Genomic DNA, 25,482 nt, shown 5'->3' on the forward strand with positions numbered 1-25,482 from the left:
CGCGTCGCCCTGGCTCGGCATGGTCGCCGGCGAGGCCTCGGGCGACCTGCTCGCGTCGCACCTGCTGGCGGCGCTGAGGGCCCGCTGGCCGGACCTGCGCGCCGCCGGCATCGGCGGGCCGCAAATGGCCGCACAGGGCTTCGACGCCTGGTGGCCGAGCGAGCGGCTCGCGGTGCACGGCTATGCCGAGGCGCTGCGCCACTACCGCGCGCTGTCGGCGATCCGACGTGCGCTCGGCGACCGGCTGCTCGCCGAGCGGCCCGACCTGTTCGTCGGCGTCGACGCGCCCGACTTCAACCTCGGCCTCGAGGCGCGCCTGAAGGCCGGCGGCATCCGCACCGTGCACTTCGTCTGCCCGTCGATCTGGGCCTGGCGCGGCGGGCGGGCCGCGAAGATCGCCGCCAGCGTCGACCACGTGCTGTGCCTGTTCCCGTTCGAGCCGGCGCTGCTCGCGCGCCACGGCGTCGCGGCGACCTACGTCGGCCACCCGCTGGCCGACGTGATCCCGCCCGAGCCGCCGCGCGCCGCGGCGCGCGCGGCGCTCGGGCTCGCCGAGACCGACACCGTCGTCGCGCTGCTGCCCGGCAGCCGCAGCGGCGAGGTCACGCACCTGGGCCCGCGCTTCCTCGCCGCGGCGGCGCGGCTGCACCGGCAGCGCCCGCACCTGCGCTTCGTGCTGCCGGCCGCGCCCGGGCAGCGCGAGCGGTTGCAGGCGATGGTCGCCCGCCACGACGTGCCGGTGATGCTGCTCGACGGCCGCTCGCACGAGGCGCTGGCCGCCTGCGACGTCACGCTGATCGCCAGCGGGACCGCGACGCTCGAGGCGGCGCTGTTCAAGCGGCCGATGGTCGTGGCCTACCACATGAACGAGCTGAGCTGGCAGATCATGAGCCGCATGCGCTACCAGCCGTGGGTCGCGCTGCCGAACATCCTCAGCCAGGACTTCGTCGTGCCCGAACTGCTGCAGCGCGCGGCCACACCCGCGGCGCTCGCGCACGAAGTCGGCCGCTGGCTCGACGACGCGGCGCGCGTGCAGGCGCTGCACGCGCGCTTCGCCGAGCTGCACCTGCAACTGCAGCGCGACACTGCGCGCGCGGCCACCGATGCCATCGCGACGCTCCTCGGCCGCTGAACGGCGCGCGGCGACGCTGCCGCACCGCTGGCGCGCGCTGCTCGCGCGGCAGGACTGCCTCGGCCTGGTGGCCGGCGTCGACGAGGCGGGGCGCGGACCGCTCGCCGGGCCCGTCGTCGCCGCCGCCGTGATCCTCGACGAACTGCAGCCGATCGCCGGGCTGGCCGACTCCAAGCGGCTCGGGCCGGTGACGCGCGAGCGCCTGTTCGATGAAATCCGCGCGAAGGCTCTGGCGTGCTGCATCGCCGAGGCCAGCGTCGACGAGATCGACCGCCTGAACATCCTCAACGCGACGATGCTCGCGATGCAGCGCGCCGTGCAGGGGCTGCGGCTGCTGCCACGGCGCGTGCTCGTCGACGGCAACCGCGTACCGGCGCTGCCGATGCCGGCGCAGGCGGTGGTCAAGGGCGACGCGACGGTGGCCGCGATCTCGGCGGCTTCGATCCTCGCGAAGGTGCACCGCGACCGGCTCTGTGTCGCCCTCGACGCGGCGCACCCGCAGTACGGCTTTGCGGTGCACAAGGGCTACCCGACGCCCGAGCATCTGGCGGCACTGCGTGCGCACGGTGCGTCGCCGGTGCACCGGCGCAGCTTCGCGCCGGTGCGCGCCGTGTGCGGCGGCCCGCTGCTCGCGCTCGTGGGCGGCGACGGCACGACGACATGAGCGAACCCGTCGTCATCACGTCGCGCGACAACCCGCTGCTCGTCAAGCTGCGGCGGCTGGCGCGCGAGCCCGCCGCGACGCGCAAACTCGGCGCGGTCTGGCTCGAGGGCGAGCACCTGTGCCGCGCGGCGCTGGCGCGCGGCGTTCGGCCGCGCGCCGCGGTGCTGAGCGCAAGCGCCGTGCGCGAGCCGGCCTGGGCCGCGCTCGCGCGTGCGGCCGCGCGCGTGCACGTCGTCGACAACGCCCTGTGGAACGGCCTGAGCACGCTCGAGTCGCCGGCGCCGCTGGGCTTCGTGCTCGACCTGCCGGCTGCCCCAGCGCTGCAACCCGACGCGCCCACCGTCGTGCTCGACCGCGTGCAGGACGCGGGCAACGTCGGCTCGATCCTGCGCAGCGCGGCGGCGTTGGGTTTCGTGCAGATCGTCGCGCTCGCCGGCACCGCCGGCCTGTGGACGCCGAAGGTGCTGCGCGCCGCGATGGGCGCGCACTTCGCGCTGCGCCTGCTCGACGCACAGCCGCCGCACACGCTGGAGGCGTTGCGCGTGCCGCTGCTGGCGACGAGTTCGCACGAGGGCGTCGCGCTGCCGGGAGCGGCGCTGCCGTGGCCGTGCGCGTGGGTGTTCGGCCACGAAGGGCAGGGCGTGCAGCCGGCGCTGCTGGCGCGCGCAGCCATGGCGCTGCGCATCCCGCAGCCCGGCGGCGAGGAGTCGCTCAACGTCGCCGCGGCCGCGGCGATCTGCCTGTACGAGTCGCTGCGCGCACGCGCGCTCGGATGAGCCGCGGCCGCCGGCGTCGGCCGCAGCGCACGCACACGTCTGTCACGCGTCGGTTACGCATCGGCGGCACCGCGTTAAGGATTCCCTCATCCGGCAGCGCGATGCTGCGAAGGCGCGAGAGTCGCGCCAACGAAGACCAGGAGGATCCATGCCCAACACCCTTGACCGATACCGTCGCCGCGCTTGGCTTGCCAGCGCCACCGCCCTCGTGCTCGTCGCCTGCGGCGGCGGAGGCGGTGGCGAGGCGGCGGTGGCCGTCGATGCCGACAGCGCACAGGCCGCTCCCGCGGCATCGAGGACCGCCACGGCGATGACGCAACCCGCCTCGACCGAGGGACGCCTGTTGGCGTCGAATTGTTTCCAGTGTCACGGCACGCTGGGCCTGGGGGGCTTCGACAAGATTCGCGGCAGCGAAGCCAAGGAGGTGCTCGAGTTCGCGGGCAAACCTGCCGGCTCGAACATCATGGCCGCGCACGCCCAGGGGTACACGCCCGAGCAGCTGCGCCAAATCATCGCCTACCTGCAACAGTGACGCCGCGGAGGACCCGATGGACAACAAGCAACCCGTCGCGGCGGCCCTGAGCCGCCGCCAGATCGTGGCGCTCGGCGCTGCGACGCTCGCGGCCAGCACCTGGCCGCTCGCCGGTCGCGCCGACGACAAGAAGACCAGCAGCAGTGGCAGCACGACGATCGCGCTCGCCAACACCGGCATCACCGGCAAGCGGGTCGTCGTCGTCGGTGGCGGCATGGCCGGCATGACGGCGGCGAAGTACCTGCGGCTGTGGGGCGGCCCCGGCGTGCAGGTCACGCTCGTCGACCCCGACGCCGTCTACACGTCGAACATCATGAGCAACCTCGTGCTCAACGGCAGCCGCACGGTCGCGTCGCTGCAGTTCAAGCGCGACGCGCTGACGAGCCGCTACGGCGTGCTGCGCAAGGCCGCCAGCCTCGTCGCGATCGACGCCGCGGCGCACGAGGTGACGCTGTCGGACGGCAGCCGGCTCGGCTACGACCGCCTCGTGCTCGCGCCGGGCGTGAGCTTCGACGACGCCTACGGCCTCACGCAGACCGACTACGACACCCGCACGCCGCACGCGTGGCGTGCCGGGCCGCAGACGACGCTGCTGCGCCAGCGCATCGCCGCGATGAGCAACGGCGACACGTTCGTGATGACGATCCCGAAGGCGCCGTACCGCTGCCCGCCGGGGCCGTACGAGCGCGCGTGCCTCGTCGCCGACTACCTGAAGACGGCCAAGGGCCCGAACTGCCGCGTCGTCGTGCTCGACGAGAACCTCGCGATCCAGGCCGAGCGGCACACCTTCGAGACGGCGTTCAACCAGATCCACGCCGGCGTGATCGACTACGTGCCCGGCGCGTTCGGCATCGAGATCGACGCGGCCTCGGGTGTCGTGCGCTACGTCGATGCGCTCGGGTTGACGCGCACGATCGCCGCGCGCGTCGTCAACCCGATTCCGCCGCACCGCGCCGTCGGCAGCGCCGGCGACGGCTGGATGGCGCGCGCGGGGCTCAACAATGGTCCCGACGGCCGCTGGGCCGGCGTCGACATGCTGAGCTACGAAACGACGGCGCTGCCGGGCAGCGGCATCCACGTGCTCGGCGACGCCGCCGTGACGGGCATGCCCAAGGCCGGCCACGTCGCGAACCAGGAAGCCAAGATCTGTGCCGACGCGATCGTGCGCGCCTTCCTCGGTCAGGGGCCCGACCCGGCCCCGGTGGCCAATTCGGCGTGCTATTCGCCGGTCACGGCGGGCACCGCGTCGTGGCTGACGGCGGTCTACCAGTACGACCCGCTCGACCGCCGCATGAAGATCGCTGCGGGTGGCGGGCGCACGACGATCAACGGGGCACCGGCGACCGCGACCGAGTCGGCCGTCATCAGCAGCGGCAACTTCCAGGACATGGGCGTCTGGTTCAAGACGCTGATGGCCGACACGGCCGGCTGACAGCGGCTCGCGGGCGCACCGCCGCCGCGGGCACGCGTGCGGCGGCTCAGGCGCGCGTGCGGCACTCGGTCGTCGAGCCGCTCCAGTCGGCGAGCGGCCCGTCGACGTTCGCGCCGCGCCGCCGCGCCGTCATCTCGGCGACGATCGCCAGCGCGATCTCGGGGGGCGTCAGCGCGCCCAGGTTCAGCCCCACTGGACCGCGCAGCCGCGCGAGTTCGTCGTCGGCCAGCCCGAAGTGCTCGCGAAGCCGCTGCCGGCGCGCGTCGTTGTTGCGCTTCGAGCCGAGCGCGCCGACGTAGAACGCCGGCGTGCGCAGCGCCTCCATCAGCGCCAGGTCGTCGAGCTTCGGGTCGTGCGTGACGGCCACCACCGCGCTGTTGGCGTCGAGGTTCATCGCGAGCACCAGGTCGTCGGGCATCTGCGTCGACAGCGTGACGCCGTCCAGCGCGGTCCACCCCTCGTGGTACTCCTCGCGCGGCTCGCACACCGTCACGCGGTAGTCGAGCATCACCGCCATGCCGGCCAGATAGCGCGCGAGCTGCCCGCCGCCGACGATCAGCAGCCGCATGCGCGGGCCGTGCACCGTCACGAGCGTGCGGCCGTCGAAGCGCACCGTGTCGCCGGCCTGCGCGGGGCCGAGCGTCACGACGCCAGTGGCGAGGTCGAGCCGGCGCGCGACGAGCCGATGCGATTCGATCGCCACCAGCAGTTCGCGCAGCTGCGACGCCGCGGCGAGCGGCTCGAGCACGACTTGCACCGTGCCGCCGCACGGCAGCCCGAAGCGCTGCGCCTCCTCGGCGCTGGCGCCATAGGTCGTGACTTGCGGCAGCCGGCTCGCGAGCTCGCCGCGCGCGACGCGGCCGATCAGGTCGTCCTCGATGCAGCCGCCAGACACCGAGCCGGCGACCTGGCCGTCGTCGCGGATGATCATCAGCGACCCGGGCGGGCGCGGCGCCGAGCCCCACGTGCGCACCACCGTGCCCAGCGTGACGCGGTGGCCGCGGTCGAGCCAGTCGAGCGCGGTGCGGATCACGTCGACATCGATGCTGTTCATCCTCGCAACTCCTCGAAAACCGGTGGATGCCGCCGCAGCCACGCGGCGGCCACGCCGAGCGCCGCGATCGCACCGAGCGCGGCGTGAAGGGCACTCCACGCCGCCCACCCGCTGCCGGCGACGGCCACACCCAGCGCGAGCACGACGGCGGCGCTGGCCAGCGCCGAGGCGCCCGCGCCACCGTGTACCGCGGGCAGCCGTGTGCGGTCGGTCGCCGGCGCCATCGCCGCCGACCACGCGATGCCCCACGCGGCCGCGTGCAGCAGCATCGCAGCCATCGTGCCGTCGCTGCCGGGCACGGTGAGCGCGGCGACGCCGCCGGCGATCAGCAGGCCGGCCACGAACGCGCGCGCGGCCTGCACGAGCACGCGCGCACGCAGCGCCGCGACGACGGCGGCGGGCACCAGCATCGCCAGCAGGTGCAGCCCCGTCACGGCCTGCGGGCGCCAGCCGGTGCGCGCACAGCCCTCGGCCAGCAGCGGCAGCGACGCCATCATCGGCAGCATCGCGAGCGCAGCCGCGAGCCATGGCCAGTGCGCCGGCACGCGCCACTGCGCGAGCGTCGGCCACGCGAGCGCGCAGTCGAACAGACCGCTGCGGCAGCCCGGCGCGCCGCTGCGCGGTTCACTGTGCGGCGAAGGCACCAGCGCCGCCAGCGCGAGGCCAATGACGGTCAGCGCGGCCGCCGCTGCGGCGGGGTGTGCCGCGACCGCCGCCGGCTCCCCAGCCAGCAGCCAGGCCACCAGCGCACCGAGCGCGGCCGGCACGACGGGCGGAGAAAAGCGTGGGCCGGGCCGGCGGCGCCAGCCGCGCACGACGCGCGACGCCACGACGATCAACACCCCCCACGCGACGGCCGCCGGCCACAGCGAGTGCGGCGCGCCGTGCGCCAGTGCGGCCAGGCACGCCGCGACCAGCGCCGCGCTGCCGACGAGCACGGCGCGCAGCACGCGCGGCGACAGTGACCACGCCGCACCCACGCGCGCCGCGACACCGATGGCCAGCAGCCACAGCGCGACCGGCGCCAGCGCCCCGGTCGCCACCGGCGCATGGCGCAACCCGAGCGCACCGAGCACGAGCCAGCCGCCGAACAGCAGCGTCCACGCCAGCGTGCGCGCGGCCAGTGCGCAGGCCGCGCGGGGCTCGAGGGCGGGCAGCGCGTTCATCGTGGGCTCTCAGGCGCCGGCGTAGTCGTGCAGCCGGTCGCTGCCGCCGGCGGCGTGGACGCTGGCGTTGAACGAGACGATCACGCGCTCGAGCATGCCCGCGTACGGCAGCGCATGGTGCGCGAGCCACGCGGGGAACAGCACCAGTTGCCCCGGCACCGGCTCGACGTCGACGTGCGGCGGCTGCAGGTAGGCGTTGCCGAGGTCGACGTGCGCGCCGCCGAGGTGCGCGAACGGCGGGCCGTAGAAGCGCGTGACGCCGTTGGCCACCCCGTACACCGGATGCGCGCGCCGCACGTCGGGCGCGTCGACCTGCACGCAGTAGACGCCCGACCACGACGCGTTGCCGTGCGTGTGCACGTCGTGGAACGCACCGCCGTTGGCGGCCTGGAACCACATGCCTTCGACGCGCAGCTGCAGATCGACGCCGCGTTCGGCCCACGACGGCGGCCACGCCGCGGCGTTGGCGCGCGTGACGGTGTCGCGCAGGCTCTCGACGACGAAGCGCACGAAGCGCTGCCACTCGGGCAGCTGCACGCGCCCAAGCAGGTCGTCGTCGCTGGCGAAGAAGGCGCCGGGCGCCTCGCCGCGCGCGTGAGACTGCGTCGCGCGCAGTGCGCCGAACACGCGCACGAGCAGCGGGTTCAGCGCGTCGGCCTCGGCGTAGCGGTGCACGCCCAGCGGCGTGGGCCACAGCGCGTGGAAGCCGGGGGCGAGCGCCATCGCCGCTTCAGGCCGGCGCCACGAGTCCGGCGGGCCAGCGCAGCGCGTGGCCGGTCTCGCGCTCGAAGCGCTCGAGGTCCTCGGGCGTGTCGACGTCGACCTTGAAGCGGCGGTTGTCGGTGACGAACGGCGCGACCGCCTCGGGGTGCGCGCCGCGCCACTGCCGGCAGCCGACGTGCGCGTCGCCGGCGAGGATCTGGTCGCGCACGTCGGCGCTGAAGATCACCGGGTTGCCCGGCTCGCCGCCCACCTGCGGGAAGACGACCGAGGTGCCCGCCGGGCGCTTCTTGTACGCGCCGATCAGCGCCGTGATGTCCTGCGCGTTGAGCAGCGGCTGGTCGGCCAGCGCGACGAGCACGGCGTCGAGCTTGCCGGTGAGTGCCGCGAGCCCGACGCGCTGCGACGACACCTGCCCGGCGTCGGGGTCGGGGTTGCGCACCAGCGTGACCGGAAACGGCGCGACGACCGGTTCGACGACGTCGGCGTGGTGGCCGAGCACGACGACGACCTCGTCGACGCCGGCGCCCGACAGCGCGATCAGCGTGCGCCGGATCAGCGGCACGCCGCCGAGTTCGAGCAGGCACTTGGGCCGCCCGCCGAGCCGCGAGCCGGCGCCCGCCGCGAGCACGACGGCACCGACCACCAGCCGGCTGTACAGCCCGCCGCCGCCCTTGAGGATGCAGCCCATCGCGTCAGCTCCCGCAGCACGACGACGGTGGCGTCGCCGACACCGGCGCGTCGCCGCCGCAGCACGACCCGCCGTCACCCGCCGTGCCGGCCGCCGACGCTTCGGCGCGGGCGGCCAGGCGCGCGCGGGCGGCCGCGGCGGCCGCCGACACCTTGGCGCGGGGCGCGTCGCTCGCTGCCGGTGCGGTGACGGCCTCGTCGGCCGGGCGCGCGTCGACGCCGGCGCCGCGGCGCGCCGCGACGACGGCCACGAGCACCGACAGCGCGATCTCCTCCGGCGTCTGCGCGCCGATCGGCTGGCCGGCCGGTGCGACGATCGCGGCCACCGACTGCGGGTCGGCGCCGGACTCGATCAGCGACGCGCGCAGCACCTGCGCCTTCTTCGCGCTGGCGACGAACCACACGCAGCGCGCACGCAGCGCCAGCGCTGCACGCAGCCCGGGCACGTCGCGCCGGCCCTGCGTCGCGACGACGACGAACGCGCCGGGCGCGATGCGTGCGGCGAGCGGCTCGGCGCTGTCGTCGCCGATCACTTCGGCCGCGTCGGGGAAGCGCGCGGCGTCGGCGCCGTGCGCGACGACGCGCACGTTGAAGCCCACGCGAGGTGCCAGCGCGGCCAGCGCCGCGGCCACCGGCGAGTCACCGACGACGACGAGCGTCGCGCGCGGCAGCACCGGGTCGACGAACAGCTCGATCGTGCCGCCCGAGTGGCACGCCATGCCGAACTCGAGCACGTCACCGAGTTCGCGCGTCGCACTCTCGTCGGTCGGTGCGATGCGGATCACCCGCGCGCGGCCGTCGGCCAGCGCCTGGCGCACCGTCTTCAGCACTGCCGGCTGCGCGCAGCCGCCGCCGATCCAGCCGCACGCGATGCCGTCGGCGGTGACGACGGCCTTGTCGCCGGGGCGCGCCGACGCAGGCGGCTGCACGCGCAGCACGCTGACCAGCGCGTACGGCTGGCCCTGCTGCTGCAGCCGGTGCGCCGCGGCGATCACGTCGGGGGCGGAAGTGGTCATCGCAACTCCTTCACTGCAAGACGACGGCGGCCTGTTCGAGGTCGCGCAGCGTGGCCAGCCGCGCGAAGCGGCCGATCAGGTCCCGCGCGTGTTCGACCGCCTGCGACGCCGGCGGTTGCGCCGACGGGTGGAACCACGCGATCTTCGCGCCGCCGGCGCGCAGCCGCAGCAGTTCGTCGCGCAGCTGCTGCGGGGGGTCGGCGTCGAAGCCGTCGGACAGGATCCACACCCGCGCGCGCCGGCCGAGCTGGCCGCGTGCGTGCACGCGCGCGAAGTCGTTCAGGCTCGTCGCGATACGCGTGCCGCCGCCGAAGCCGGCCGTCACGGCGTTGACCTTGTCCTGCACCGCGCCCGAGTCGCGCCGCAGCAGCGGCGTGACTTCGGCGAGCCGCGTGTGGAACACGAACACGCGCGCGTCGGCGGCGTGGACGAAGGCGCGCGCGATGCGCAGGAACAGCTGCGCGTGCGTCTCCATCGAGCGGCTGACGTCGACGAGCACGAACAGCCGCGGGCGCTCGCGCCGCGGCGTGCGCCACGCCGGCGCCAGCGGCACGCCGCCGGTGGCCAGACTCGAGCGCAGCGTGCGCCGCACGTCGAGCCGGTAGCCGCGCGCGTCATCGCGCCAGCGCCGCGTCACCTGCCGGCGCAGGCGCTGCGCGATGCGCTCGGCGAGCCGCTGCAGCGTCGCGAGGTCTTGCGGCAGCCACTGCGTGAGGCTGCGGTCGTGCAGCGCCTCGGTGCGGCTGGCGCCGCCTTGCGCGCGCGACAGCCCCGGCGCGTCGTCGGTGAAGGCCGCCGCGTCGAGCGCGGTGTCGGCCATCGCCGCGCCGTCGCCGCGCGGCGGCGCGCTCGCACCGAGTTCATCGTGCAGCGCCTGCACGACCTGGCGCAGGTCGCGCGACGGGCGCGTCTGGCCGCTGACCTTGACGCTGCCCTTCAGCCGCTCGGCGTGCCAGTAGCGCTCGAACAGCTCGGGCCAGCGTCGCCAGTCGCGCGCATCGTGGCACGCGATCGCGCGCCACGCGGCGTCGAGCCCGGCGCCGGGGCGCGCGGCGCGTTCGAGCGGCACCGTGAGCGCGGCGCGCACCATCGCCTGCTGCTCGGCGACGCCGACGTTCAGCCCGTGGTCGCGCAGCAGCGCCGCGAAGCCGGCGATCGAGGCGAGGGCGCCCGGGGCCATGTGCAGTGTCCGTGCGTCAGGCCGACGCGTTCTCGGCGACGCCGCGCCGCCGGCCTTCGGCGATGCGGCGCACCTCGTCGGCACCGAGCTGGAAGCGGTCCTCGCGCGTCTTCAGCAGGCAGCCGAGCGTGCCGAGCCACTGCGCCGGGTCGTCGGGCAGCGCCTTGAAGTCGAGCCGGTGCAGCGCGCGGATCCAGTCGAGCGTCTCGGCCACGCCGGGGGTCTTGCCGAGGTCTTCGCGGCGCAGCGTCTGCACGAAGGCCACCGCCTGCTCGACGAGCGCGGACTCGGCCTGCGGCAGCGTCGCGCGCACGATCGCGATCTCGCGCGCGAGCGTCGGGTAGTCGAGCCAGTGGTACAGGCAGCGGCGGCGCAGCGCATCCGACAGCTCGCGCGTGCCGTTGCTGGTCAGGATCGCGAGCGGCACGTGCCGCGCGCGGATCGTGCCGAGCTCGGGCACCGTGATCTGCCAGTCGGCCAGCACCTCGAGCAGGAAGGCCTCGAAGGCCTCGTCGGCACGGTCGACCTCGTCGATCAGCAGCACGCAGGGACGCTCGCTGGCGATCGCCTGCAGCAGCGGGCGCTCGAGCAGGTAGTCGCGGCCGAACAGGTCGGCTTCGCGCGGCTTCTCGGCGTCGGCTTCGTGCAGCCGAATCGCGAGCAGTTGCCGGCCGTAGTTCCACTCGTACGCGGCCTGCGCCAGGTCCAGCCCCTCGTGGCACTGCAGCCGCACGAGGCGCCGGTCGAGCCCGCGCGCCAGCGCCGAGGCGAGCGCCGTCTTGCCGACGCCGGCGTCGCCCTCGAGCAGCAGCGGGCGCTGCAGCTCGCCGGCGAGCCACAGCGTCGTGGCCAGCGCCTCGTCGGCGATGTAGCCGGCGCGGTGCAGGCATTCGCGCAGCTCGGCGTCGGTCATGCGTCGGGCCGTCTCAGGTGGCACGCTTGCCGAACAGGCCGGCGAACCAGTTCTTGACCAGCATCCACAGGATCGCGAAGGCGTTCAGGTCCTTGTTGAGCTTCGGCGGGGCGGCGGGTGCGGCGGCCTGCGCGGCGGCGGGTTCGGCCGCGGCGGCGGCCGTCGGCGCGGCATCCTCGGCGGCCGTGGCCGGCGCGGTCGGTGCCGCCGCCGGGGCGGGCAGCGCCGCCGCCGTCGCGCGGAAGTTGTCGGCGAACTGCGCGAGGATCATGTCGGAGACCTGCACCATCATGCGGCCGCCGAACTGCGCGAACTTGCCGTTGACGATCACGTCGGCCTTGCCGACGAGCTCCGACTTCGACGCGTCGCCGGCCACCGGTTCGACGTGGGCGGTGAGCTCCATCGACGCCGACGAGCCGCCGCGGTCGGCGCCCTTGCCGAACAGCACGACGCGCATCGCGTCGTCGGCCACCTCGCGCACCTCGATGTCGCCGGCGAACGCGGCCGTCGTCGGCCCGACCTTGACCTTGACCGTGCCCTTGTAGTGCGTCGCGTCGACCTGTTCGGTGATCGCGGCACCGGGCATGCAGCCGGCCACCGCGTGCACGTCGCGCAGCACCTGCCACGCACGCGCGGGGTCGACGTCGAGCGGGTAGCGTTTGTCGAGGTTGACTTCCATTTACAGGGCGACTCCGCAGGCCTTGAGTTGCTTCCACACGCGGTACGCGTTGTGCGGCATGTCCATGTGCGTGACGCCCAAGTGCGCGAACGCGTCGACGACCGCCGCGGTGAAGGTCGGGATCGAGCCGACGTGCGGGCTCTCGGCCACGCCCTTGGCGCCGATGGGGTGGTGCGGGCTCGGCGTGACGGTGTGGTCGGTCTCCCACTTCGGCGTCTCGACGGCGGTGGGCAGGAAATAGTCCATCAGCGTGTTGCCGAGCAGGTTGCCCTGCGCGTCGAACGGCATCTGCTGGCCCATCGCGACCGCGAAGCCCTCGGTCAGCCCGCCGTGGATCTGGCCCTCGATGATCATCGGGTTGATGCGCGTGCCGCAGTCGTCCAGCGCGTAGAAGCGCCGCACCTTGGTCTCGCCGGTGGCGCGGTCGATGTCGACGACGCACAGGTAGATGCCGAACGGGTAGGTGAAGTTCGGCGGGTCGTAGTAGTGCACCGCCTCGAGCCCCATCTCCATGCCGGGCGGCACGTTGTTGTACGCCGCCCAGGCGATGTCCTTCATCGTCTTGAAGCGGCTGTCGTCGCCCTTGACCTTGAAGCGGTCGATCTCCCAGTCGAGGTCGTTCTCGCCGACTTCGAGCAGGTGCGCGGCGATCTTGCGCGCCTTCGCGTGGATCTTGCGTGCCGCCATCGCGATCGCGGCGCCGGCCACCGGCGTCGAGCGGCTGCCGTAGGTGCCCAGGCCGTAGGGGGCGGTGCTGGTGTCGCCTTCCTCGACCTGGATCACCTCGCTGGGGATGCCGAGCTCGGTGGCGATGATCTGCGCGTACGTGGTCTGGTGGCCCTGGCCCTGCGTGATCGTGCCCATGCGCGCGATCGCGCTGCCGGTGGGGTGGACGCGGATCTCGCAGCTGTCGAACATGCCCACGCCGAGGATGTCGCACATCTTGCTCGGCCCCGCGCCCACCACCTCGGTGAAGGTCACCAGGCCGATGCCCATCAGCGTCGGGCAGTTCGGGTCGGCGCGCTTGGCCGCCTGCTCGGCGCGCAAGGCCTTGTAGTCGACCGCGTCGAGCACCTTCTGCAGCGCCGTGTGGTAGTCGCCGCTGTCGTACTCGAAGCCGAACGCGCTCTTGTACGGGAACTGTTCCTTGCGGATGAAATTCTTCGCGCGGATCTCGGCCTTGTCCATGCCGAGCTTCTGCGCGAGCACGTCGACCATGCGCTCGATCAGGTACACCGCCTCGGTGACGCGGAACGAGCAGCGGTACGCGACGCCGCCCGGCGCCTTGTTGGTGTAGACGCCCTTGACGCTGCAGTACGCGGCCGGGATGTCGTAGCTGCCGGTGCAGATGTGGAACAGCCCGGCGGGGAACTTGGTCGGGTCGGCGCAGGCGTCGAAGGCGCCGTGGTCGGCGACGACGTTGACGCGCAGGCCGAGGATCTTGCCGTCGGCGGTGGCGGCCAGTTCGCCGTCCATGTGGTAGTCGCGCGCGAACGCCGTCGTCGAGATGTTCTCGATGCGGTCCTCGACCCACTTGACCGGCTTGCCGAGCACGATCGACGCGACGATCGCGCAGACGTAGCCGGGGTAGACGCCGACCTTGTTGCCGAAGCCGCCGCCGATGTCGGGGCTGACGATGCGCACCTTGCTCTCGGGGATGCCCGATAGCAGGCTGACGACGGTGCGCACGACGTGCGGCGCCTGGCTCGTCATCCACGTCGTCAGCTCGCCCTTGACGGGGTCGAAGCTCGCGACGCAGCCGCAGGTCTCGAGCGGGCAGGGGTGCACGCGCGGGTAGTACATGTGCTGCGACACCGTCACCGGCGCGTTCGCGAACGCGGCGTCGGCGGCGTCCTTGTCGCCGGCGGTCCACGTGAAGATGTGGTTGTGGTGCTCGCGCGGGCCGTGCGCGCCGCTGGTCTTGCCGGCCAGGTCCTCGCGCAGCACGGGGGCGTCGGGCTTGAGCGCCTCGTATGGGTCGACGACGACGGGCAGTTCCTCGTACTCGACCTGCACCGCCTCGACACCGTCGGCGGCGGCGTAGCGGTCCTCGGCGATCACGACGGCGACTTCCTGCATCTGGAAGTGCACCTTGCCGTCGGCGAGCACGGCGGCGACGTCGCCGGCGAGCGTGGGCATCCAGTGCAGCTTCAGCGGCTTGAGGTCCTCGGCGGTCAGCACGGCGACGACGCCGGGCACTTTCAGCGCCTCCGACTTGTCGATGCGCTTGATGCGCGCGTGCGCCAGCGGGCTGCGCACGATGTCCATGTGCAGCATCCCGGGCAGCTTGATGTCGTCGACGTAGTTGCCCTTGCCCTGGATGAAGCGGGCGTCTTCCTTGCGCAGGCGGGCCTCGCCCATGCCCTGCAGCGCGGCGGTGCGCTCGGCGGCGGTCATCGGTGCGTTCATCGTGCGGTCTCCTCGGGCCTCAGGCGGTGGCGGCGGCTTGCTCGCGCAGCTTCTCTGCCGCGTACTGCACCGCCTTGACGATGTTCTGGTAGCCGGTGCAGCGGCACAGGTTCCCGCTCATGCCCATGCGGATCTCCTCTTCCGTCGGGTTCGGGTTCTCCTGCAGGAAGCGGTACGCGCGCATCAGCATGCCGGGGGTGCAGAAGCCGCACTGCAGGCCGTGCTCCTTGTAGAAGCCCTCCTGCACCGCGTGCAGCACGCTGCCCTGCGCGAGGCCCTCGACGGTCAGCACCTCGGAGCCGTCGCACTGCACCGCCAGGTGCGTGCAGCCCTTGACGCTGCGCCCGTCGACGTCGACGGTGCACGCGCCGCAGTGGCTCGTCTCGCAGCCGATGTGCGCGCCGGTCAGGTTCAGCTCCTCGCGCAGGAAGTGCACGAGCAGCATGCGCGGCTCGACGGCCTTTTCGTGCTTGCGGCCGTTGACGGTGACGGTGATCAGTTTCTTGGCCATGCGGTGTCTCCGTTGTCTTTACTGGCAGCGCGCCGCGGCGGCGCGTACGGCGCGCTTGACCATCTCGCCGGCCATCGCGGTCTTGTACTCGCGGTCGCCGCGCAGGTCCTCGGCGGGGTCGCAGATCGCCATCGCCGCCTGCGCGGCCGCCGCGACGCTCGCGTCGGTCAGCGGCTGGCCGAGCAGTGCGCGCTCGGCGTCGGTGGCGCGCAGCGCCATCGGCGCGACGTTGGTCAGCGCGATGCGGCAGTGCGTCACACGGCCGGCGTCCATGCGCATCACGACGGCGGCGCCCGCGGTGGCCCAGTCGCCCGTCTTGCGCTTGAGCTTCTCGTAGGCCCAGCCGGTGCCGGCGGCGAACGCCGGCACGCGGATCGCGACGAGGATCTCGTCCTCGGCGAGGTCGGTCATGTAGGTGCCGTGGAAGAAGCCGTCGGCCTTGACGGTGCGCCGGCCGTTCGGGCCCTCGAGCACGAAGCTCGCGTCGACGGCGATCGCGAGCGCCGGGTGGTCGTTGCCGGGATCGCCGTGCGCGATGTCGCCGCCGATCGTGCCGCGGTTGCGCACCTGCGGGTCGGCGATGAGCTTGGGCGCCTCGGCCAGCAGCGGCACCTTGGCGCGCAGGATCGGGCTCGCGATGAGGTCGTTCTCGACCGTCATCGCGCCGATCACGACGTCGGCGCCGTCTTCGCAGATGCCGCGCAGCTCGGCGATGCGGTTGATGTCGATCAGGTGCGCCGGCTGCGCGAAGCGCAGCTTCATCATCGGCAGCAGGCTGTGGCCGCCGGCGAGGATCTTGGCGTCGCTGCCGTACTGGCCGAGCAGGGCGATGGCTTCGCCGACGCTCTTCGGGGCATGGTAGTCGAAGGCGGGTGGGATCATGCGTGTCTCCTGGTGGGCTCGCGGTCCGGGGCCGGCGGTGCGCGCTGACCGGGTCTGTCCTGGACGGGACGGATTCTTCTTCGACGCGCCAAAGCGCGCAGCGTGCGGGGTCTGCCGGCTTCCGTGCACGAACGGCGGCCGTGCATGCACCAAACGCGCGCGCCACGCACGAAGTGCTGCGGCGCCGTGCGGGCCGGCGCAGCGATGCGGGAAAGTCCTAGGTGAGGGAAAACCCGCGCTCAGGCGGGGCGGCCGGCCGCGCCGACCGACACGCCGAGTCGCTCGAGCAGCGCGGCGGCGCTGGCGCGCGACACCGGGATCGGCGGCATCTCGGGATGCATCTCGATCAGCAGGCGGCCGTCCTCGCGGCGCAGCTGGCGCACGGCGCGCAGGTTGACGATGTGGCCGCGGTGCACGCGCATGAACTGCTCGGGGTCGAGGCGCGCCTCGAGGTCGCCGATGTTGAGGTTGCAGAAATGCCGCCCCTGCACCGTGCACACGTGCGTGTAGTGGCCGTCGGAGTGGATGCACAGCACGTCGTCGGCGTCGACGAGGACGATGCGCTGCTGCACGACGGTGGGGATCTTCTGCAGCCGCCGGCGGGCCGTCGCCGCGCGCGCGCCGTCGTCGCTGCTGACGAGCTCGGTGATGTCGTAGAACACGAGCACGTAGCCGCTGGGCCGGCCGGCGCCGTCGTAGATGCGCGTGACCTTGATCAGCAGCACCCGCTCCGGGATGTTGATGATCATCGTCATCGGCGGCGGGTTCGCGACCGGGCACTGCGCGGCCTGGTCGAGCAGGAACTCGACCTTGGGCTGCGAGCGCTCGGGGTGGAACGACAGCACGAAGCGGTCGAACGGCTGCTTCTCGTCGACCGGCAGCACCCGGCGCGCGAAGTCGTTCATGCCGAGCACGCGGCGCTCGGCATCGAGGTGCACGATGCCGACGTCGAAGCGCTCGAGCAGGTACAAGGGCGATACCGCGTGCCCTTTGAGGTCCATCGGTCGGTCTCCACGCCGCGCGACCACCCGGGGATCGGCCGGGCGCGGCACGTGCCGCGATTGAACCACGCGGCTGCACGGCGTGCGCGGGCGCCGACCCTGCCGGCGCGGCTGAGACAATGACTTGATGATCACGGTCGACGGATGGATGGGCTGGGCGCTGCTCGCGCTCGCGGCGGTCACGCTGGTCGTCGTCGCGTGGCTGGCGTGGCGCCGCGGCGACGACGCCGCGCTGCGGGCGTTGGGCGAAACGCTGCGGCGCGCCGCCGCCGACGACGCACAGCAGCTCGCGCGCGAACTGCGCGGCGAGGTGGCCGACAGCGCGCGCACGTCACGGCAGGAGCTGGCCGGCACGCTCGCGCTGTTCCAGCAGACGCTGCTCGCGCAGTCGGGCGACGTCGCGCGCACGCAAAACGAGCAGATCGACACGCTGCGCACGCAGCTGGCCGCGATGCAGCAACAAGTGGCCGACGCGCTGCACGGCGCGACGCAGGCGCTCGCGCAGCAGAGCCAGGCCGCGCGCGACGCGCAGGACGCCGCGCTCGCGCGGCAGGCCGAGCAGCAGTCGCAAACGCTGCAGCGGGTGGCGGAACAGCAGGCGCAGGCGCTGCAGCGCATGTCCGAGCAGCAGGCGCTGGCACTGCAGCGCCTGGGCGACACGCTGGCCGAGCAGCTGCGCGCGCTCGCCGAGTCGAACGAGCGGCGGCTGGCCGACATGCGGCAGACGGTCGAGGGCCGGCTGCAGGCGCTGCAGCAGGGCAACGAGGCCAAGCTCGAGCAGATGCGCGCCACCGTCGACGAGAAGCTGCACGCCACGCTCGAGCAGCGCCTGGGCGAGAGCTTCCGCCAGGTCGCCGAGCGGCTCGAGCAGGTGCACCAGGGCCTGGGTGAGATGCAGGTGCTCGCGCGCGACGTCGGATCGCTCAACCGCGTGCTGACCAACGTGAAGACGCGCGGCGTCTTCGGCGAGGTGCAGCTCGCCGCGCTGCTCGAGCAGGTGATGGCGCCCGACCAGTACGCCGCCAACGTCGAGACCGTGCCCGGCAGCGGTGCACGCGTCGAGTTCGCGATCAAGCTGCCGGGACGGCGCGACGACGGCCGCCCGCTGTGGCTGCCGATCGACGCCAAGTTCCCGCGCGAGGACTACGAGCGCCTGCTCGACGCGCACGAGCGCGCCGATGCCGCCGGCGTCGACGCCGCGTCGAAGGCGATCGAGGCGCGGCTGCGGCTGGAGGCGAAGACGATCCGCGAAAAGTACGTCGCCGCGCCGCACACGACCGACTTCGCGATCCTGTTCGTGCCCACCGAGGGCCTGTACGCCGAGGCGCTGCGCCGCCCCGGGCTGGTCGAGTCGCTGCAGCGTGAGCAGCGCGTGACGCTGGCGGGCCCGACGACGCTGCTGGCCACGCTGTCGAGCCTGCAGATGGGGTTTCGCACGCTGGCGCTGGAAAAGCGCAGCGCCGAGGTCTGGCAGGTGCTCGGCGCCGTGAAGACCGAGTTCGCCAAGTTCGGCGACGTGCTCGCCAAGACGAAGAAGAAGCTCGACGAGGCGAGCGCGACGATCGACGCCGCCGAGGTGCGCACGCGCGCGATGGCGCGCCAGCTCAAGACCGTCGAGGCGCTGCCCGAGGCGCAGGCGCAGCAGCTGCTCGGCACCTCGGCCGACGCACGCGGCGCCGACGACGCCCCCCATGCCTGAGCCGCCGGCAGCCACGGCGCCGGGGCTGCCGGCGCGCGTGCTGCTGGCGCTGATCGGCGCGCAGACAGCGTGCACGCGGCGATGGCGGGGCTGCGCCTGGCCGCGCCACTGCAGGCGCTGCGCGAGGGTCATCGCGCGGCGGCGGCTGGCAGCTGCAGTACGCGCGCCGCGTCAGGCTGACGCACCGGCGCTCAGAAACGGATGCCGCCCCCACCCGGCAGCGGCACCGTCGGCTGCGGCGGCAGTTCGGCGGGCGCTTCGCCGGTGGGCACCGGCTCGGGCAGCGTGCGGCGGGCCACCAGCGGGACCACGGCCGGTGGCGGGTGGTTCGGCGGCAGCCGCGACGTGCGCGGGTAGCCCGCGAGGTCGAGCGTGGACTGCCATTCGTCGGCATTGAAGCCGCGCAGCAGCTGCGCGCCCACCGTCAGGCCGGGGGCTTCCATGCTGCCGACGGCGCGCAGCCAGGCCTCGCGATCGCTGTCAGGGTCGGCCAGGCGCTCCTCGTAGGGGATGCCGCGCGCGCGCAGCAGTTCGCGGCCGCGCTCGCACGGGGCGCAGTTGGGCACGGTGTACAGCACGACGGGAAACCGCGCGACCGCTTCGCGCAGCCCGACGGGCAGTGTCGCCACCCCGCCCGATGCGCTCGGCGCGCCGCTGCGGCCGAGCGCCTGGATGCGCGCACTGCCGGCCGGTGGCGGGCGATCGGTGTAGGTGACGGTGCCGTCGGGGGCGACGATCTTGTACAGCCCCTGCGCGGCGACCGGCAGCGCGGCGAGGGCGAGCAGCAGCGCAACGGGTGCGGGCGACGGGCGACGGCGGGGCATGCGCATGGGTGCAATCTACCGCAGCGCGCGCGGCCGGCTCAAGCCATGCCTTGGTGGCGCAGCAGCGCGTCGATCGAGGGTTCGCGCCCGCGAAAGGCGCGGAAGCTGTCGATCGCCTTGCGGCTGCCACCGACTTCGAGGATCTCGCGCCGGTAGCGCCGCCCGGTGTCGCGGTCGAAGATGCCGCGCTCCTCGAACGCGCTCCAGGCGTCGGCGCTGAGCACTTCGGCCCACTTGTAACTGTAGTAACCGGCGGCATAGCCGCCGGCGAAGATGTGCGAGAACGAGTGCGCGAAGCGGTTGTAGTCGGCGCGCGGCACGACCGAGACCTCGTCGCGCACCTCCTCGGCGATCGCGGCGATGCGACGGGCCGCGTCGGGCTCGAGGTGGATGCGCATGTCGAACAGCGCGAACTCGACCTGGCGCAGCATCTGCAGCCCGCTCTGGAAGTTCTTCGCCGCCAGCATCTTGTCGAACAGCGCGCGCGGCAGCGCCTCGCCGGTGTCGACGTGCGCGCTCAGCCGCTTGATCACGTCCCACTCCCAGCAGAAGTTCTCCATGAACTGGCTGGGCAGTTCGACCGCGTCCCACTCGACGCCGCTGATGCCGGCCACGCCGAGCTCGTCGACGCGAGTGAGCATGTGGTGCAGCCCGTGGCCGAACTCGTGGAACAGGGTCGTGACGTCGTCGTGCGTCAGCAGCGCGGGCTTGTCGCCCACCGGCGGCGCGAAGTTGCACACCAGGTGCGCCACCGGCGTCTGCAGCCCCGTGTCGGGACGCTTCCAGCGCCCGCGTGCGTCGTCCATCCAAGCGCCGGCGCGCTTGCCCGGCCGGGCGTACGGGTCGAGATAGAACTGCGCGAGCAGCTCGCCGCCGCGCTCGAGGCGGTAGAAGCGCACGCTCGGGTGCCACGCCGGCGGCGCGGTGTCGGGGCGGATCTCGACCTCAAACACGGTCTCGACGATGCGAAACAGCCCGTCGAGCACGCGCGGCTCGGTCAGGTACTGCCTTACCTCCTGGTCGCTGAACGCGTAGCGCGCCTGCTTGAGCCGCTCGCTGGCGTAGGCCAGGTCCCAGGGCTGCAGCTCGGCGATGCCGAGCTCGCGCGCGGCGAACTCGCGCAGCTCGGCGAGGTCGCGCTCGGCGTACGGCCGCGCGCGCCGTGCGAGGTCGCGCAGGAAGCCGAGCACCTGCTCGGGGCTGTCGGCCATCTTCGGCACCAGCGACAGGTGCGCGTACGTCGGGTGGCCGAGCAGCTGCGCCTCCTCGCGCCGCAGCTCGAGCAGCTCGCGCATCACGGCGGTGTTGTCGAGCGCGGGGTCGCCGAGCTCGCTGGCGCGCGTCGCGTAGGCGCGGTGCAGCGTCTCGCGCAGCGCGCGGTCGGTGCCGTACTGCATCACGGGCCAGTAGCACGGCGCGCGCAGCGTGAGCTTGCACCCGTCGCGGCCCTCGGCCTGTGCGGCTTCGCGCGCGGCGTCGCGCACGTCGTCGGGCACGCCGTCGAGCCGCGAGGCGGGCACGTACAGCGCGTAGCGGTCGGTCGCGTCGAGCACGTGTTCGGAGTAGGCCTGCGACAGCTCGGCCAGGCGCTCCTGGATCTGGCGGAAGCGCTCCTTGGTCGCGCCGCTGAGCTCGGCGCCCGAGAGCACGAAGTCGCGCAGCGCGTTGTCGAGCGCGCGCCGCCGCGCCGCGCTGAGCGTGGCCGCGGCAGGGCTCGCGGCGATCGCCTTGTACCTCGCGTACAGCCGCTCGTCGGCGCCGAGCGCGGTGTAGAACTCGGTGACGCGCGGCAGGTTCTCGTTGTAGGCGGCACGCAGCTCGGGCGTGTCGGCGACGTGGTTCAGGTGGTTGACGGCACCCCAGGCACGGCCGAGGCGCTCGGTGGCGACGTCGAGCACGGCCGACATCGCGTCGTAGTCGGCCGGCACCTCCGGGCCGACGGCGCGCTCGAGCGCGGCGCGCGCGTCGGCGAGCAGCACGTCGAGCGCCGGCGTGACGTGCTCGGGGCGGATGTCGGCGAAGCGGGGCAGCCCCGCGGTGTCGAGCAGCGGATTGGTCATGGTGTCGTGGCGGCCGCGCCGGCGGCGCGTTCGGCCGCGTCGAGGGTGTTGACCAGCAGCATTGTGATCGTCATCGGCCCGACCCCGCCGGGCACCGGGGTGATCGCGCCGGCGACCTGCGACACCGCAGCGAAGTCGACGTCGCCGCACAGCTTGCCGTGCTCGTCGCGGTTGATGCCCACGTCGATCACGACGGCGCCGGGCTTGACCATGTCGCCGCGCAGCGTGTGGAGGCGCCCGACGGCGACGACGACGACGTCGGCCTGGCGCGTGAAGGCGCCGAGGTCGGGCGTCGCGCTGTGGCACACCGTCACCGTGGCGTTCGCCTGCAGCAGCAGCAGCGCCATCGGCTTGCCCACCGTGTTGCTGCGCCCGACGACGACGGCGTGCTTGCCGCGCAGGTCGATGCCGGTGCTCTCGATCAGCTTCATGCAGCCGGCCGGCGTCGCGGGGCGCAGCCCGGGCAGGCCGGTCATCAGCTCGCCGGCGCTGGCGGTCGAGAAGCCGTCGACGTCCTTCGCCGGGTCGATCGCCTCGATGACGGCCTGCGCGTCGAGGTGGCGCGGCAGCGGCATCTGCACGAGGATGCCGTGGATCGCCGGGTCGGCGTTCAGCGTGGCGATGCGTGCGAGCAGTTCCGACTGCGTCAGGCTCGCCGGGTAGGTTTCCTGCACCGAGCGGATGCCGGTGTCGTGGCAGGCCTTGACCTTGTTGCGCACGTAGACGGCCGAGGCCGGGTCGTCGCCGACGAGGATCACGGCCAGCCCCGGCGTGACGCCGCGCGCCGTGAGCGCGGCGGCGCGGCGCGCGACCTCGGCGCGCAGGTGGCGGGACAGGGCGTTGCCGTCGATCAGGCGGGCGGTCATTGGTGGGGTCCTCGTCAGAAACGAACGAGGCCGCTGGGGGCAGCGGCCTCGGGGCAGCGGATCGGCGACGCGTTCAGACCTTGCTGTGCGCGCCGAGGGCGATCTTGAGCAGGTCGGCGACAGTGTTGGCGTTGAGCTTTTCCATGATGTTGGCGCGGTGCGCCTCGACCGTCTTGATGCTGATGCCCAGGTCGTCGGCGATCTGCTTGTTGAGCCGTCCGGCGACGATGCGCTCGAGCACCTGCGTCTCGCGCGTCGTCAGGCGCGACAGCAGCGCGTCGCGGCTGGCCTGCTCCTGGTGCTGGCTGAACGCGGTACGCGCCTGCTCGAGCATGCGCTCGACAAGGGCGAGCAGCTCGTCTTCCTTGAACGGCTTCTCGATGAAGTCCATCGCGCCCTTCTTCATCGTCGTCACCGCCATCGGCACGTCGCCGTGGCCGGTGATGAAGACGATCGGCAGCGGGCTCTTGCGCTCGATCAGGCGGTCCTGCAGCTCCAGCCCGCTCATGCCGTCCATGCGGATGTCGGCGATCAGGCACGCGACCTCGCGCGGGTCGAAGCGCGAAAGGAACGACTCGGCCGAGTCGAAGCACTTGACGCGGTAGTCCTTGCCTTCGAGCAGCCACTGCAGCGAATCGCGCACCGCCTCGTCGTCGTCGACGACGTAGACGGTGCCCTTCTTGGGAATCAGGCTCATGGGAGGGTGGCGGAGTCCGCGGTGCGTTGCATCTCGGGGGGCGCGGGCGGCGCCTCGTCGGCGCGGGCCCCCAGGTCGACCGGCAGCGTGAATGAGAAGCGGCAGCCGACGACGGCCTCGCCATTGTAGAGGTTCTGCGCCCGCAGCCGGCCGCGGTGCGACTCGACGATCGAGCGGCACAGCCCGAGCCCGATGCCCAGCCCGTCGGCCTTCGTCGAGTAGAACGCCTCATACATGCGCGCGAGGACCTCGGGCTTCATCCCGGGGCCGCTGTCGGTGACGCTGAACTCGACGCCGCCGCCGTCTTCCGGCGTGTGCCGCGGCACCACGCGCAGCTCGATGTGGCGGCGCGACGGCGGCAGCTGCGCGAGGTCGATCGCCTCGGCGGCGTTCTTCAGCAGGTTGAGCAGCACCTGTTCGATCAGGATCGGGTCGACCATCAGCGCCGGCAGGTGCTGCGCGACGTAGGTCTGCAGCTGCACGCGCCGGCGGCGCAGTTCGATGCCCGCGAGCTCGACGACGTTGTCGACGATCGAGCGCGCCTGCGCGCTCTGGCGCTGCGGCTCGCTGCGCTTCACGAAGGCCCGGATGCGGTGGATGATCTGGCCCGCGCGGCGCGCCTGGTGCGCCGTCTTCTCGAGCGCGGCGATCAGGTCCTCGTTGCTGATCGTGCCCGACTTCACGCGCGAGACCATGCCGTTGCAGTAGTTGGTGATCGCGGTCAGCGGCTGGTTCAGCTCGTGCGCGACCGACGACGCCATCTCGCCCATCGTCACCAGCCGGCTCGTGACCTCGGCCTTCTGCGCCTGCTGCTGCGCGAGCTCCTCGGCGCGGCGGCGGGCCGTGATGTCGGTGGCGATCAGCATCTGCGCCAGCCGGCCGTCGGTCCACTGCAGGTAGCGCGAGCGCACGTCGAACCACTTGCCCAGCGCCTCGACGAAGACTTCGCGCGGGTCGGAACCGCTGTCGGTGAATTCCTGCGTCGGAATCCCGGCGAAACCGTCCTCGTCGTCGCCGTGCGGCTCGGGCAGGCGGAACTGCGTGCCGGCCAGCAGCGCGTGGCCGCGCGCGTCGGCGCCGAACCACATGCGGTACGAGCGGTTGGCGAACAGCAGCTCGCTTTGCTGCACCGACAGCACCGACACCGCCGCGTCGAGCCCCTCGAGCACCGTCGTGAAGCGCTCGTGCGACGCCGAGAGCTGGTCGCGGATGCGCTTGGCCTCGGTGATGTTGGTGATCGAGGTCATCCAGCCGGTCTGTTCGCCGTGCGCGTCGACCAGCGGCGAGACGTACATGCGCGCGTCGAACACGGTGCCGTCCTTGCGCATCACCTTGACCTCGATGCCGCCGGCCGGGCTGCGGCCGGCCATCTCCTGGCGCAGCAGGCGCGTGTTCTCCTCGATGCGGTCGGGCGGCCAGTACGGGAACGGCGGCATGCGGCCGATCAGCTCGGTCTCGGAGAACCCCGTCATCGCGCAGAACGCCGGGTTCACGTAGGTGATGCGGCCCTCGAGGTCCATCGCGCGCATGCCGGTGAGCATCGAGTTCTCCATCGCGCGACGGAAATTCGTCTCGGCGACGAGCGCATCCTGGATCTGCGTGCGCCGGCGCATGTGCCGCCAGCTGCCGAACAGCATCCACACCGTCAGCGCCGACAGCAGCACGACCATCCAGAACAGCGTGCTGCTGACGAGCCCGGCCGAGGTGCGCGAGCCTTGGCCGCGCAGCAGCAGGTACTCGGACACCGGCGTCAGCGGCAGCTCGTAGACGATCTCGGCGCGCCGGGGGGGCTCGCCGGGCATGCCGGTGACGGTGCCGACCAGCTCGCGGCCGGTGGCCGCATCCAGCACCGACATCGCGTGGCGATGCACGATTTCGTGGGGCACCGCGAGTCGCAGCAACACGTCGATCGTGTACTGCGCCACCAGCATCCCGGCCACGCGGCCGCGCTGCATCAGCGGCACGTGGATCTGGAACACCGGTGCACCGGTGATGTCGTTGAACGCCGCGGAATACACCGGCTGGCGCTGCGCGAGGGCGGCCGCGAAGGCGCGTGCCGGCGCCGAGTCGCCGCTCGTGCCGTCGACGTCGAGCCCGGGTGCCTCGCCTTGCGCGTTGGGCTCGTAGTGGAACGGCGTCGCCGCCCAGGCGGCAATGCGCTGACGGTCGGGGCCGAGCCACAGCAGGTATGCGATCTCCGGGCGTTCGCTGCCGATCGAAAGCGCCTGCGCAGCGAATTCCTCGCGTCCCGGCTCGCGCGCGACGAGGTCGCGCGCGAAGCGAACGAGCAGGTCCCGGTTCTCGACGAGCCGCAGGCGCAGCTGCTGCTGTGCGATCTCGGTGTCGCGCTTGACGGCTTGGGTCTCGCGCGCGAATTCCTCGTGGCGCAGGTACCAGAACGCGGAGATGATCGCGGCGAGGAACAGCAGCACCGACACCAGCGGGCCGAGCGTCGCGAAGCGGTCCTGGCGCACGGGCGACTGGCGCTTCCACCAGCGCCCGATCAGGCGCCGGGTTCGCGACAGTGGAGGTGTCGGATCGCGCACGTCGGTCGACAGCATCCGGCGATTATGGGCGGC

General features: G+C 72.9%; 23 protein-coding genes. 6 read left to right on the forward strand and 17 right to left on the reverse strand.

From position 1 onward, the window contains the following. Positions 1–19: 19 nt before the first annotated feature. The 5 genes from lpxB to DRV96_RS02095 all read left to right on the forward strand — a co-directional run bounded on the left by lpxB (position 20) and on the right by DRV96_RS02095 (position 4,536). Entirely contained in the window at positions 20–1,132 is a 1,113-nt protein-coding gene (gene lpxB / locus DRV96_RS02075) for a lipid-A-disaccharide synthase (protein ID WP_119287455.1), read from the forward strand. Next, positions 1,104–1,796 carry a ribonuclease HII gene (gene rnhB, locus DRV96_RS02080; RefSeq protein WP_119287156.1) on the forward strand — a complete coding sequence of 231 codons (693 nt, stop codon included), beginning with the start codon at positions 1,104–1,106 and terminating at the stop codon, positions 1,794–1,796. Before lpxB ends, rnhB begins: the two co-directional genes overlap by 29 nt. Next, complete coding sequence (locus DRV96_RS02085; RefSeq protein ID WP_119287158.1) at positions 1,793–2,572, forward strand: TrmH family RNA methyltransferase; 780 nt, start codon at positions 1,793–1,795, stop codon at positions 2,570–2,572. Before rnhB ends, DRV96_RS02085 begins: the two co-directional genes overlap by 4 nt. A gap of 148 nt (positions 2,573–2,720) precedes the next feature. Then, a complete protein-coding gene (locus tag DRV96_RS02090) occupies positions 2,721–3,104 on the forward strand; it encodes a c-type cytochrome (protein ID WP_119287160.1) in 384 nt (127 codons plus the stop codon). A gap of 16 nt (positions 3,105–3,120) precedes the next feature. Then, positions 3,121–4,536: an FAD-dependent oxidoreductase gene (locus DRV96_RS02095; protein WP_119287162.1), complete on the forward strand. Its 1,416-nt coding sequence runs from the start codon at positions 3,121–3,123 to the stop codon at positions 4,534–4,536. A 46-nt stretch (positions 4,537–4,582) separates the two neighbouring features. On the opposite strand, the gene DRV96_RS02100 is transcribed toward DRV96_RS02095, so the two are convergent. The 12 genes from DRV96_RS02100 to DRV96_RS02155 form a co-directional block, all read right to left on the reverse strand. After that, on the reverse strand, positions 4,583–5,590 hold the full coding sequence (locus DRV96_RS02100; protein WP_119287164.1) for an XdhC family protein: 1,008 nt from the start codon (positions 5,588–5,590) through the stop codon (positions 4,583–4,585). Further along, complete coding sequence (locus DRV96_RS02105) at positions 5,587–6,756, reverse strand: hypothetical protein (protein ID WP_119287167.1); 1,170 nt, start codon at positions 6,754–6,756, stop codon at positions 5,587–5,589. The genes DRV96_RS02100 and DRV96_RS02105 overlap by 4 nt, the downstream gene beginning before the upstream one ends. A gap of 9 nt (positions 6,757–6,765) precedes the next feature. Next, entirely contained in the window at positions 6,766–7,479 is a 714-nt protein-coding gene (locus DRV96_RS02110; protein WP_119287169.1) for a putative 2OG-Fe(II) oxygenase, read from the reverse strand. 7 nt (positions 7,480–7,486) lie between these two features. Next, positions 7,487–8,167, reverse strand: a complete 681-nt coding sequence (locus tag DRV96_RS02115; protein WP_119287171.1) for a nucleotidyltransferase family protein — start codon at positions 8,165–8,167, stop codon at positions 7,487–7,489. Positions 8,168–8,171: 4 nt separating this feature from the next. Continuing rightward, entirely contained in the window at positions 8,172–9,182 is a 1,011-nt protein-coding gene (locus DRV96_RS02120; RefSeq protein ID WP_119287173.1) for an XdhC family protein, read from the reverse strand. Between the two features lie 10 nt (positions 9,183–9,192). Further along, positions 9,193–10,362, reverse strand: coding sequence for a vWA domain-containing protein (locus DRV96_RS02125; RefSeq protein WP_119287176.1), 1,170 nt, complete (start codon positions 10,360–10,362; stop codon positions 9,193–9,195). Between the two features lie 16 nt (positions 10,363–10,378). Continuing rightward, the gene (locus DRV96_RS02130; protein WP_119287177.1) at positions 10,379–11,275 is read right to left on the reverse strand and encodes an AAA family ATPase; all 897 of its coding nucleotides are present in this window, start codon (positions 11,273–11,275) and stop codon (positions 10,379–10,381) included. A gap of 13 nt (positions 11,276–11,288) precedes the next feature. Next, complete coding sequence (locus tag DRV96_RS02135) at positions 11,289–11,954, reverse strand: SRPBCC family protein (RefSeq protein WP_119287180.1); 666 nt, start codon at positions 11,952–11,954, stop codon at positions 11,289–11,291. Further along, positions 11,955–14,363, reverse strand: a complete 2,409-nt coding sequence (locus DRV96_RS02140) for an aerobic carbon-monoxide dehydrogenase large subunit (protein ID WP_119287183.1) — start codon at positions 14,361–14,363, stop codon at positions 11,955–11,957. 19 nt (positions 14,364–14,382) lie between these two features. Further along, entirely contained in the window at positions 14,383–14,874 is a 492-nt protein-coding gene (locus DRV96_RS02145) for a (2Fe-2S)-binding protein (protein ID WP_119287185.1), read from the reverse strand. A gap of 18 nt (positions 14,875–14,892) precedes the next feature. Continuing rightward, positions 14,893–15,756: an FAD binding domain-containing protein gene (locus tag DRV96_RS02150; protein ID WP_119287187.1), complete on the reverse strand. Its 864-nt coding sequence runs from the start codon at positions 15,754–15,756 to the stop codon at positions 14,893–14,895. 239 nt (positions 15,757–15,995) lie between these two features. After that, complete coding sequence (locus tag DRV96_RS02155; protein WP_119287190.1) at positions 15,996–16,757, reverse strand: PAS domain-containing transcriptional regulator; 762 nt, start codon at positions 16,755–16,757, stop codon at positions 15,996–15,998. Positions 16,758–16,884: 127 nt separating this feature from the next. Here DRV96_RS02155 and DRV96_RS02160 point away from each other — a divergent pair, with 127 nt between their 5' ends. Continuing rightward, complete coding sequence (locus tag DRV96_RS02160; RefSeq protein ID WP_235823247.1) at positions 16,885–18,456, forward strand: DNA recombination protein RmuC; 1,572 nt, start codon at positions 16,885–16,887, stop codon at positions 18,454–18,456. Between the two features lie 191 nt (positions 18,457–18,647). On the opposite strand, the gene DRV96_RS02165 is transcribed toward DRV96_RS02160, so the two are convergent. The 5 genes from DRV96_RS02165 to DRV96_RS02185 form a co-directional block, all read right to left on the reverse strand. Next, positions 18,648–19,286: a glutaredoxin family protein gene (locus tag DRV96_RS02165; protein ID WP_119287192.1), complete on the reverse strand. Its 639-nt coding sequence runs from the start codon at positions 19,284–19,286 to the stop codon at positions 18,648–18,650. Between the two features lie 32 nt (positions 19,287–19,318). Next, the gene (locus DRV96_RS02170; RefSeq protein ID WP_119287194.1) at positions 19,319–21,340 is read right to left on the reverse strand and encodes a M3 family metallopeptidase; all 2,022 of its coding nucleotides are present in this window, start codon (positions 21,338–21,340) and stop codon (positions 19,319–19,321) included. After that, entirely contained in the window at positions 21,337–22,206 is an 870-nt protein-coding gene (gene folD, locus DRV96_RS02175; RefSeq protein ID WP_119287196.1) for a bifunctional methylenetetrahydrofolate dehydrogenase/methenyltetrahydrofolate cyclohydrolase FolD, read from the reverse strand. Before folD ends, DRV96_RS02170 begins: the two co-directional genes overlap by 4 nt. Before the next feature lie 73 nt (positions 22,207–22,279). Continuing rightward, positions 22,280–22,903, reverse strand: a complete 624-nt coding sequence (locus tag DRV96_RS02180) for a response regulator transcription factor (protein ID WP_119287198.1) — start codon at positions 22,901–22,903, stop codon at positions 22,280–22,282. Next, positions 22,900–25,464, reverse strand: a complete 2,565-nt coding sequence (locus tag DRV96_RS02185; protein ID WP_119287201.1) for a PAS domain-containing sensor histidine kinase — start codon at positions 25,462–25,464, stop codon at positions 22,900–22,902. Before DRV96_RS02185 ends, DRV96_RS02180 begins: the two co-directional genes overlap by 4 nt. Positions 25,465–25,482 lie beyond the last annotated feature (18 nt).

The organism is Azohydromonas sediminis (genome assembly GCF_003574675.1).
Lineage (GTDB): Bacteria > Pseudomonadota > Gammaproteobacteria > Burkholderiales > Burkholderiaceae_C > Calidifontimicrobium > Calidifontimicrobium sediminis.

Bases quoted from the DNA above. Each gene is read 5' to 3' on its own strand.
- DRV96_RS02125 (WP_119287176.1), bottom strand. From the start codon at position 10,362: ATGGCCCCGGGCGCCCTCGCCTCGATCGCCGGCTTCGCGGCGCTGCTG.
- DRV96_RS02090 (WP_119287160.1), top strand. From the start codon at position 2,721: ATGCCCAACACCCTTGACCGATACCGTCGCCGCGCTTGGCTTGCCAGC.
- DRV96_RS02130 (WP_119287177.1), bottom strand. From the start codon at position 11,275: ATGACCGACGCCGAGCTGCGCGAATGCCTGCACCGCGCCGGCTACATC.
- DRV96_RS02160 (WP_235823247.1), top strand. From the start codon at position 16,885: ATGATCACGGTCGACGGATGGATGGGCTGGGCGCTGCTCGCGCTCGCG.
- DRV96_RS02085 (WP_119287158.1), top strand. From the start codon at position 1,793: ATGAGCGAACCCGTCGTCATCACGTCGCGCGACAACCCGCTGCTCGTC.
- rnhB (WP_119287156.1), top strand. From the start codon at position 1,104: ATGCCATCGCGACGCTCCTCGGCCGCTGAACGGCGCGCGGCGACGCTG.
- DRV96_RS02180 (WP_119287198.1), bottom strand. From the start codon at position 22,903: ATGAGCCTGATTCCCAAGAAGGGCACCGTCTACGTCGTCGACGACGAC.
- DRV96_RS02120 (WP_119287173.1), bottom strand. From the start codon at position 9,182: ATGACCACTTCCGCCCCCGACGTGATCGCCGCGGCGCACCGGCTGCAG.
- DRV96_RS02135 (WP_119287180.1), bottom strand. From the start codon at position 11,954: ATGGAAGTCAACCTCGACAAACGCTACCCGCTCGACGTCGACCCCGCG.
- DRV96_RS02105 (WP_119287167.1), bottom strand. From the start codon at position 6,756: ATGAACGCGCTGCCCGCCCTCGAGCCCCGCGCGGCCTGCGCACTGGCC.
- DRV96_RS02095 (WP_119287162.1), top strand. From the start codon at position 3,121: ATGGACAACAAGCAACCCGTCGCGGCGGCCCTGAGCCGCCGCCAGATC.
- DRV96_RS02185 (WP_119287201.1), bottom strand. From the start codon at position 25,464: ATGCTGTCGACCGACGTGCGCGATCCGACACCTCCACTGTCGCGAACC.
- DRV96_RS02170 (WP_119287194.1), bottom strand. From the start codon at position 21,340: ATGACCAATCCGCTGCTCGACACCGCGGGGCTGCCCCGCTTCGCCGAC.
- DRV96_RS02115 (WP_119287171.1), bottom strand. From the start codon at position 8,167: ATGGGCTGCATCCTCAAGGGCGGCGGCGGGCTGTACAGCCGGCTGGTG.
- lpxB (WP_119287455.1), top strand. From the start codon at position 20: ATGGTCGCCGGCGAGGCCTCGGGCGACCTGCTCGCGTCGCACCTGCTG.
- DRV96_RS02150 (WP_119287187.1), bottom strand. From the start codon at position 15,756: ATGATCCCACCCGCCTTCGACTACCATGCCCCGAAGAGCGTCGGCGAA.
- DRV96_RS02100 (WP_119287164.1), bottom strand. From the start codon at position 5,590: ATGAACAGCATCGATGTCGACGTGATCCGCACCGCGCTCGACTGGCTC.
- DRV96_RS02140 (WP_119287183.1), bottom strand. From the start codon at position 14,363: ATGAACGCACCGATGACCGCCGCCGAGCGCACCGCCGCGCTGCAGGGC.
- DRV96_RS02145 (WP_119287185.1), bottom strand. From the start codon at position 14,874: ATGGCCAAGAAACTGATCACCGTCACCGTCAACGGCCGCAAGCACGAA.
- DRV96_RS02155 (WP_119287190.1), bottom strand. From the start codon at position 16,757: ATGGACCTCAAAGGGCACGCGGTATCGCCCTTGTACCTGCTCGAGCGC.
- DRV96_RS02165 (WP_119287192.1), bottom strand. From the start codon at position 19,286: ATGCGCATGCCCCGCCGTCGCCCGTCGCCCGCACCCGTTGCGCTGCTG.
- DRV96_RS02110 (WP_119287169.1), bottom strand. From the start codon at position 7,479: ATGGCGCTCGCCCCCGGCTTCCACGCGCTGTGGCCCACGCCGCTGGGC.
- folD (WP_119287196.1), bottom strand. From the start codon at position 22,206: ATGACCGCCCGCCTGATCGACGGCAACGCCCTGTCCCGCCACCTGCGC.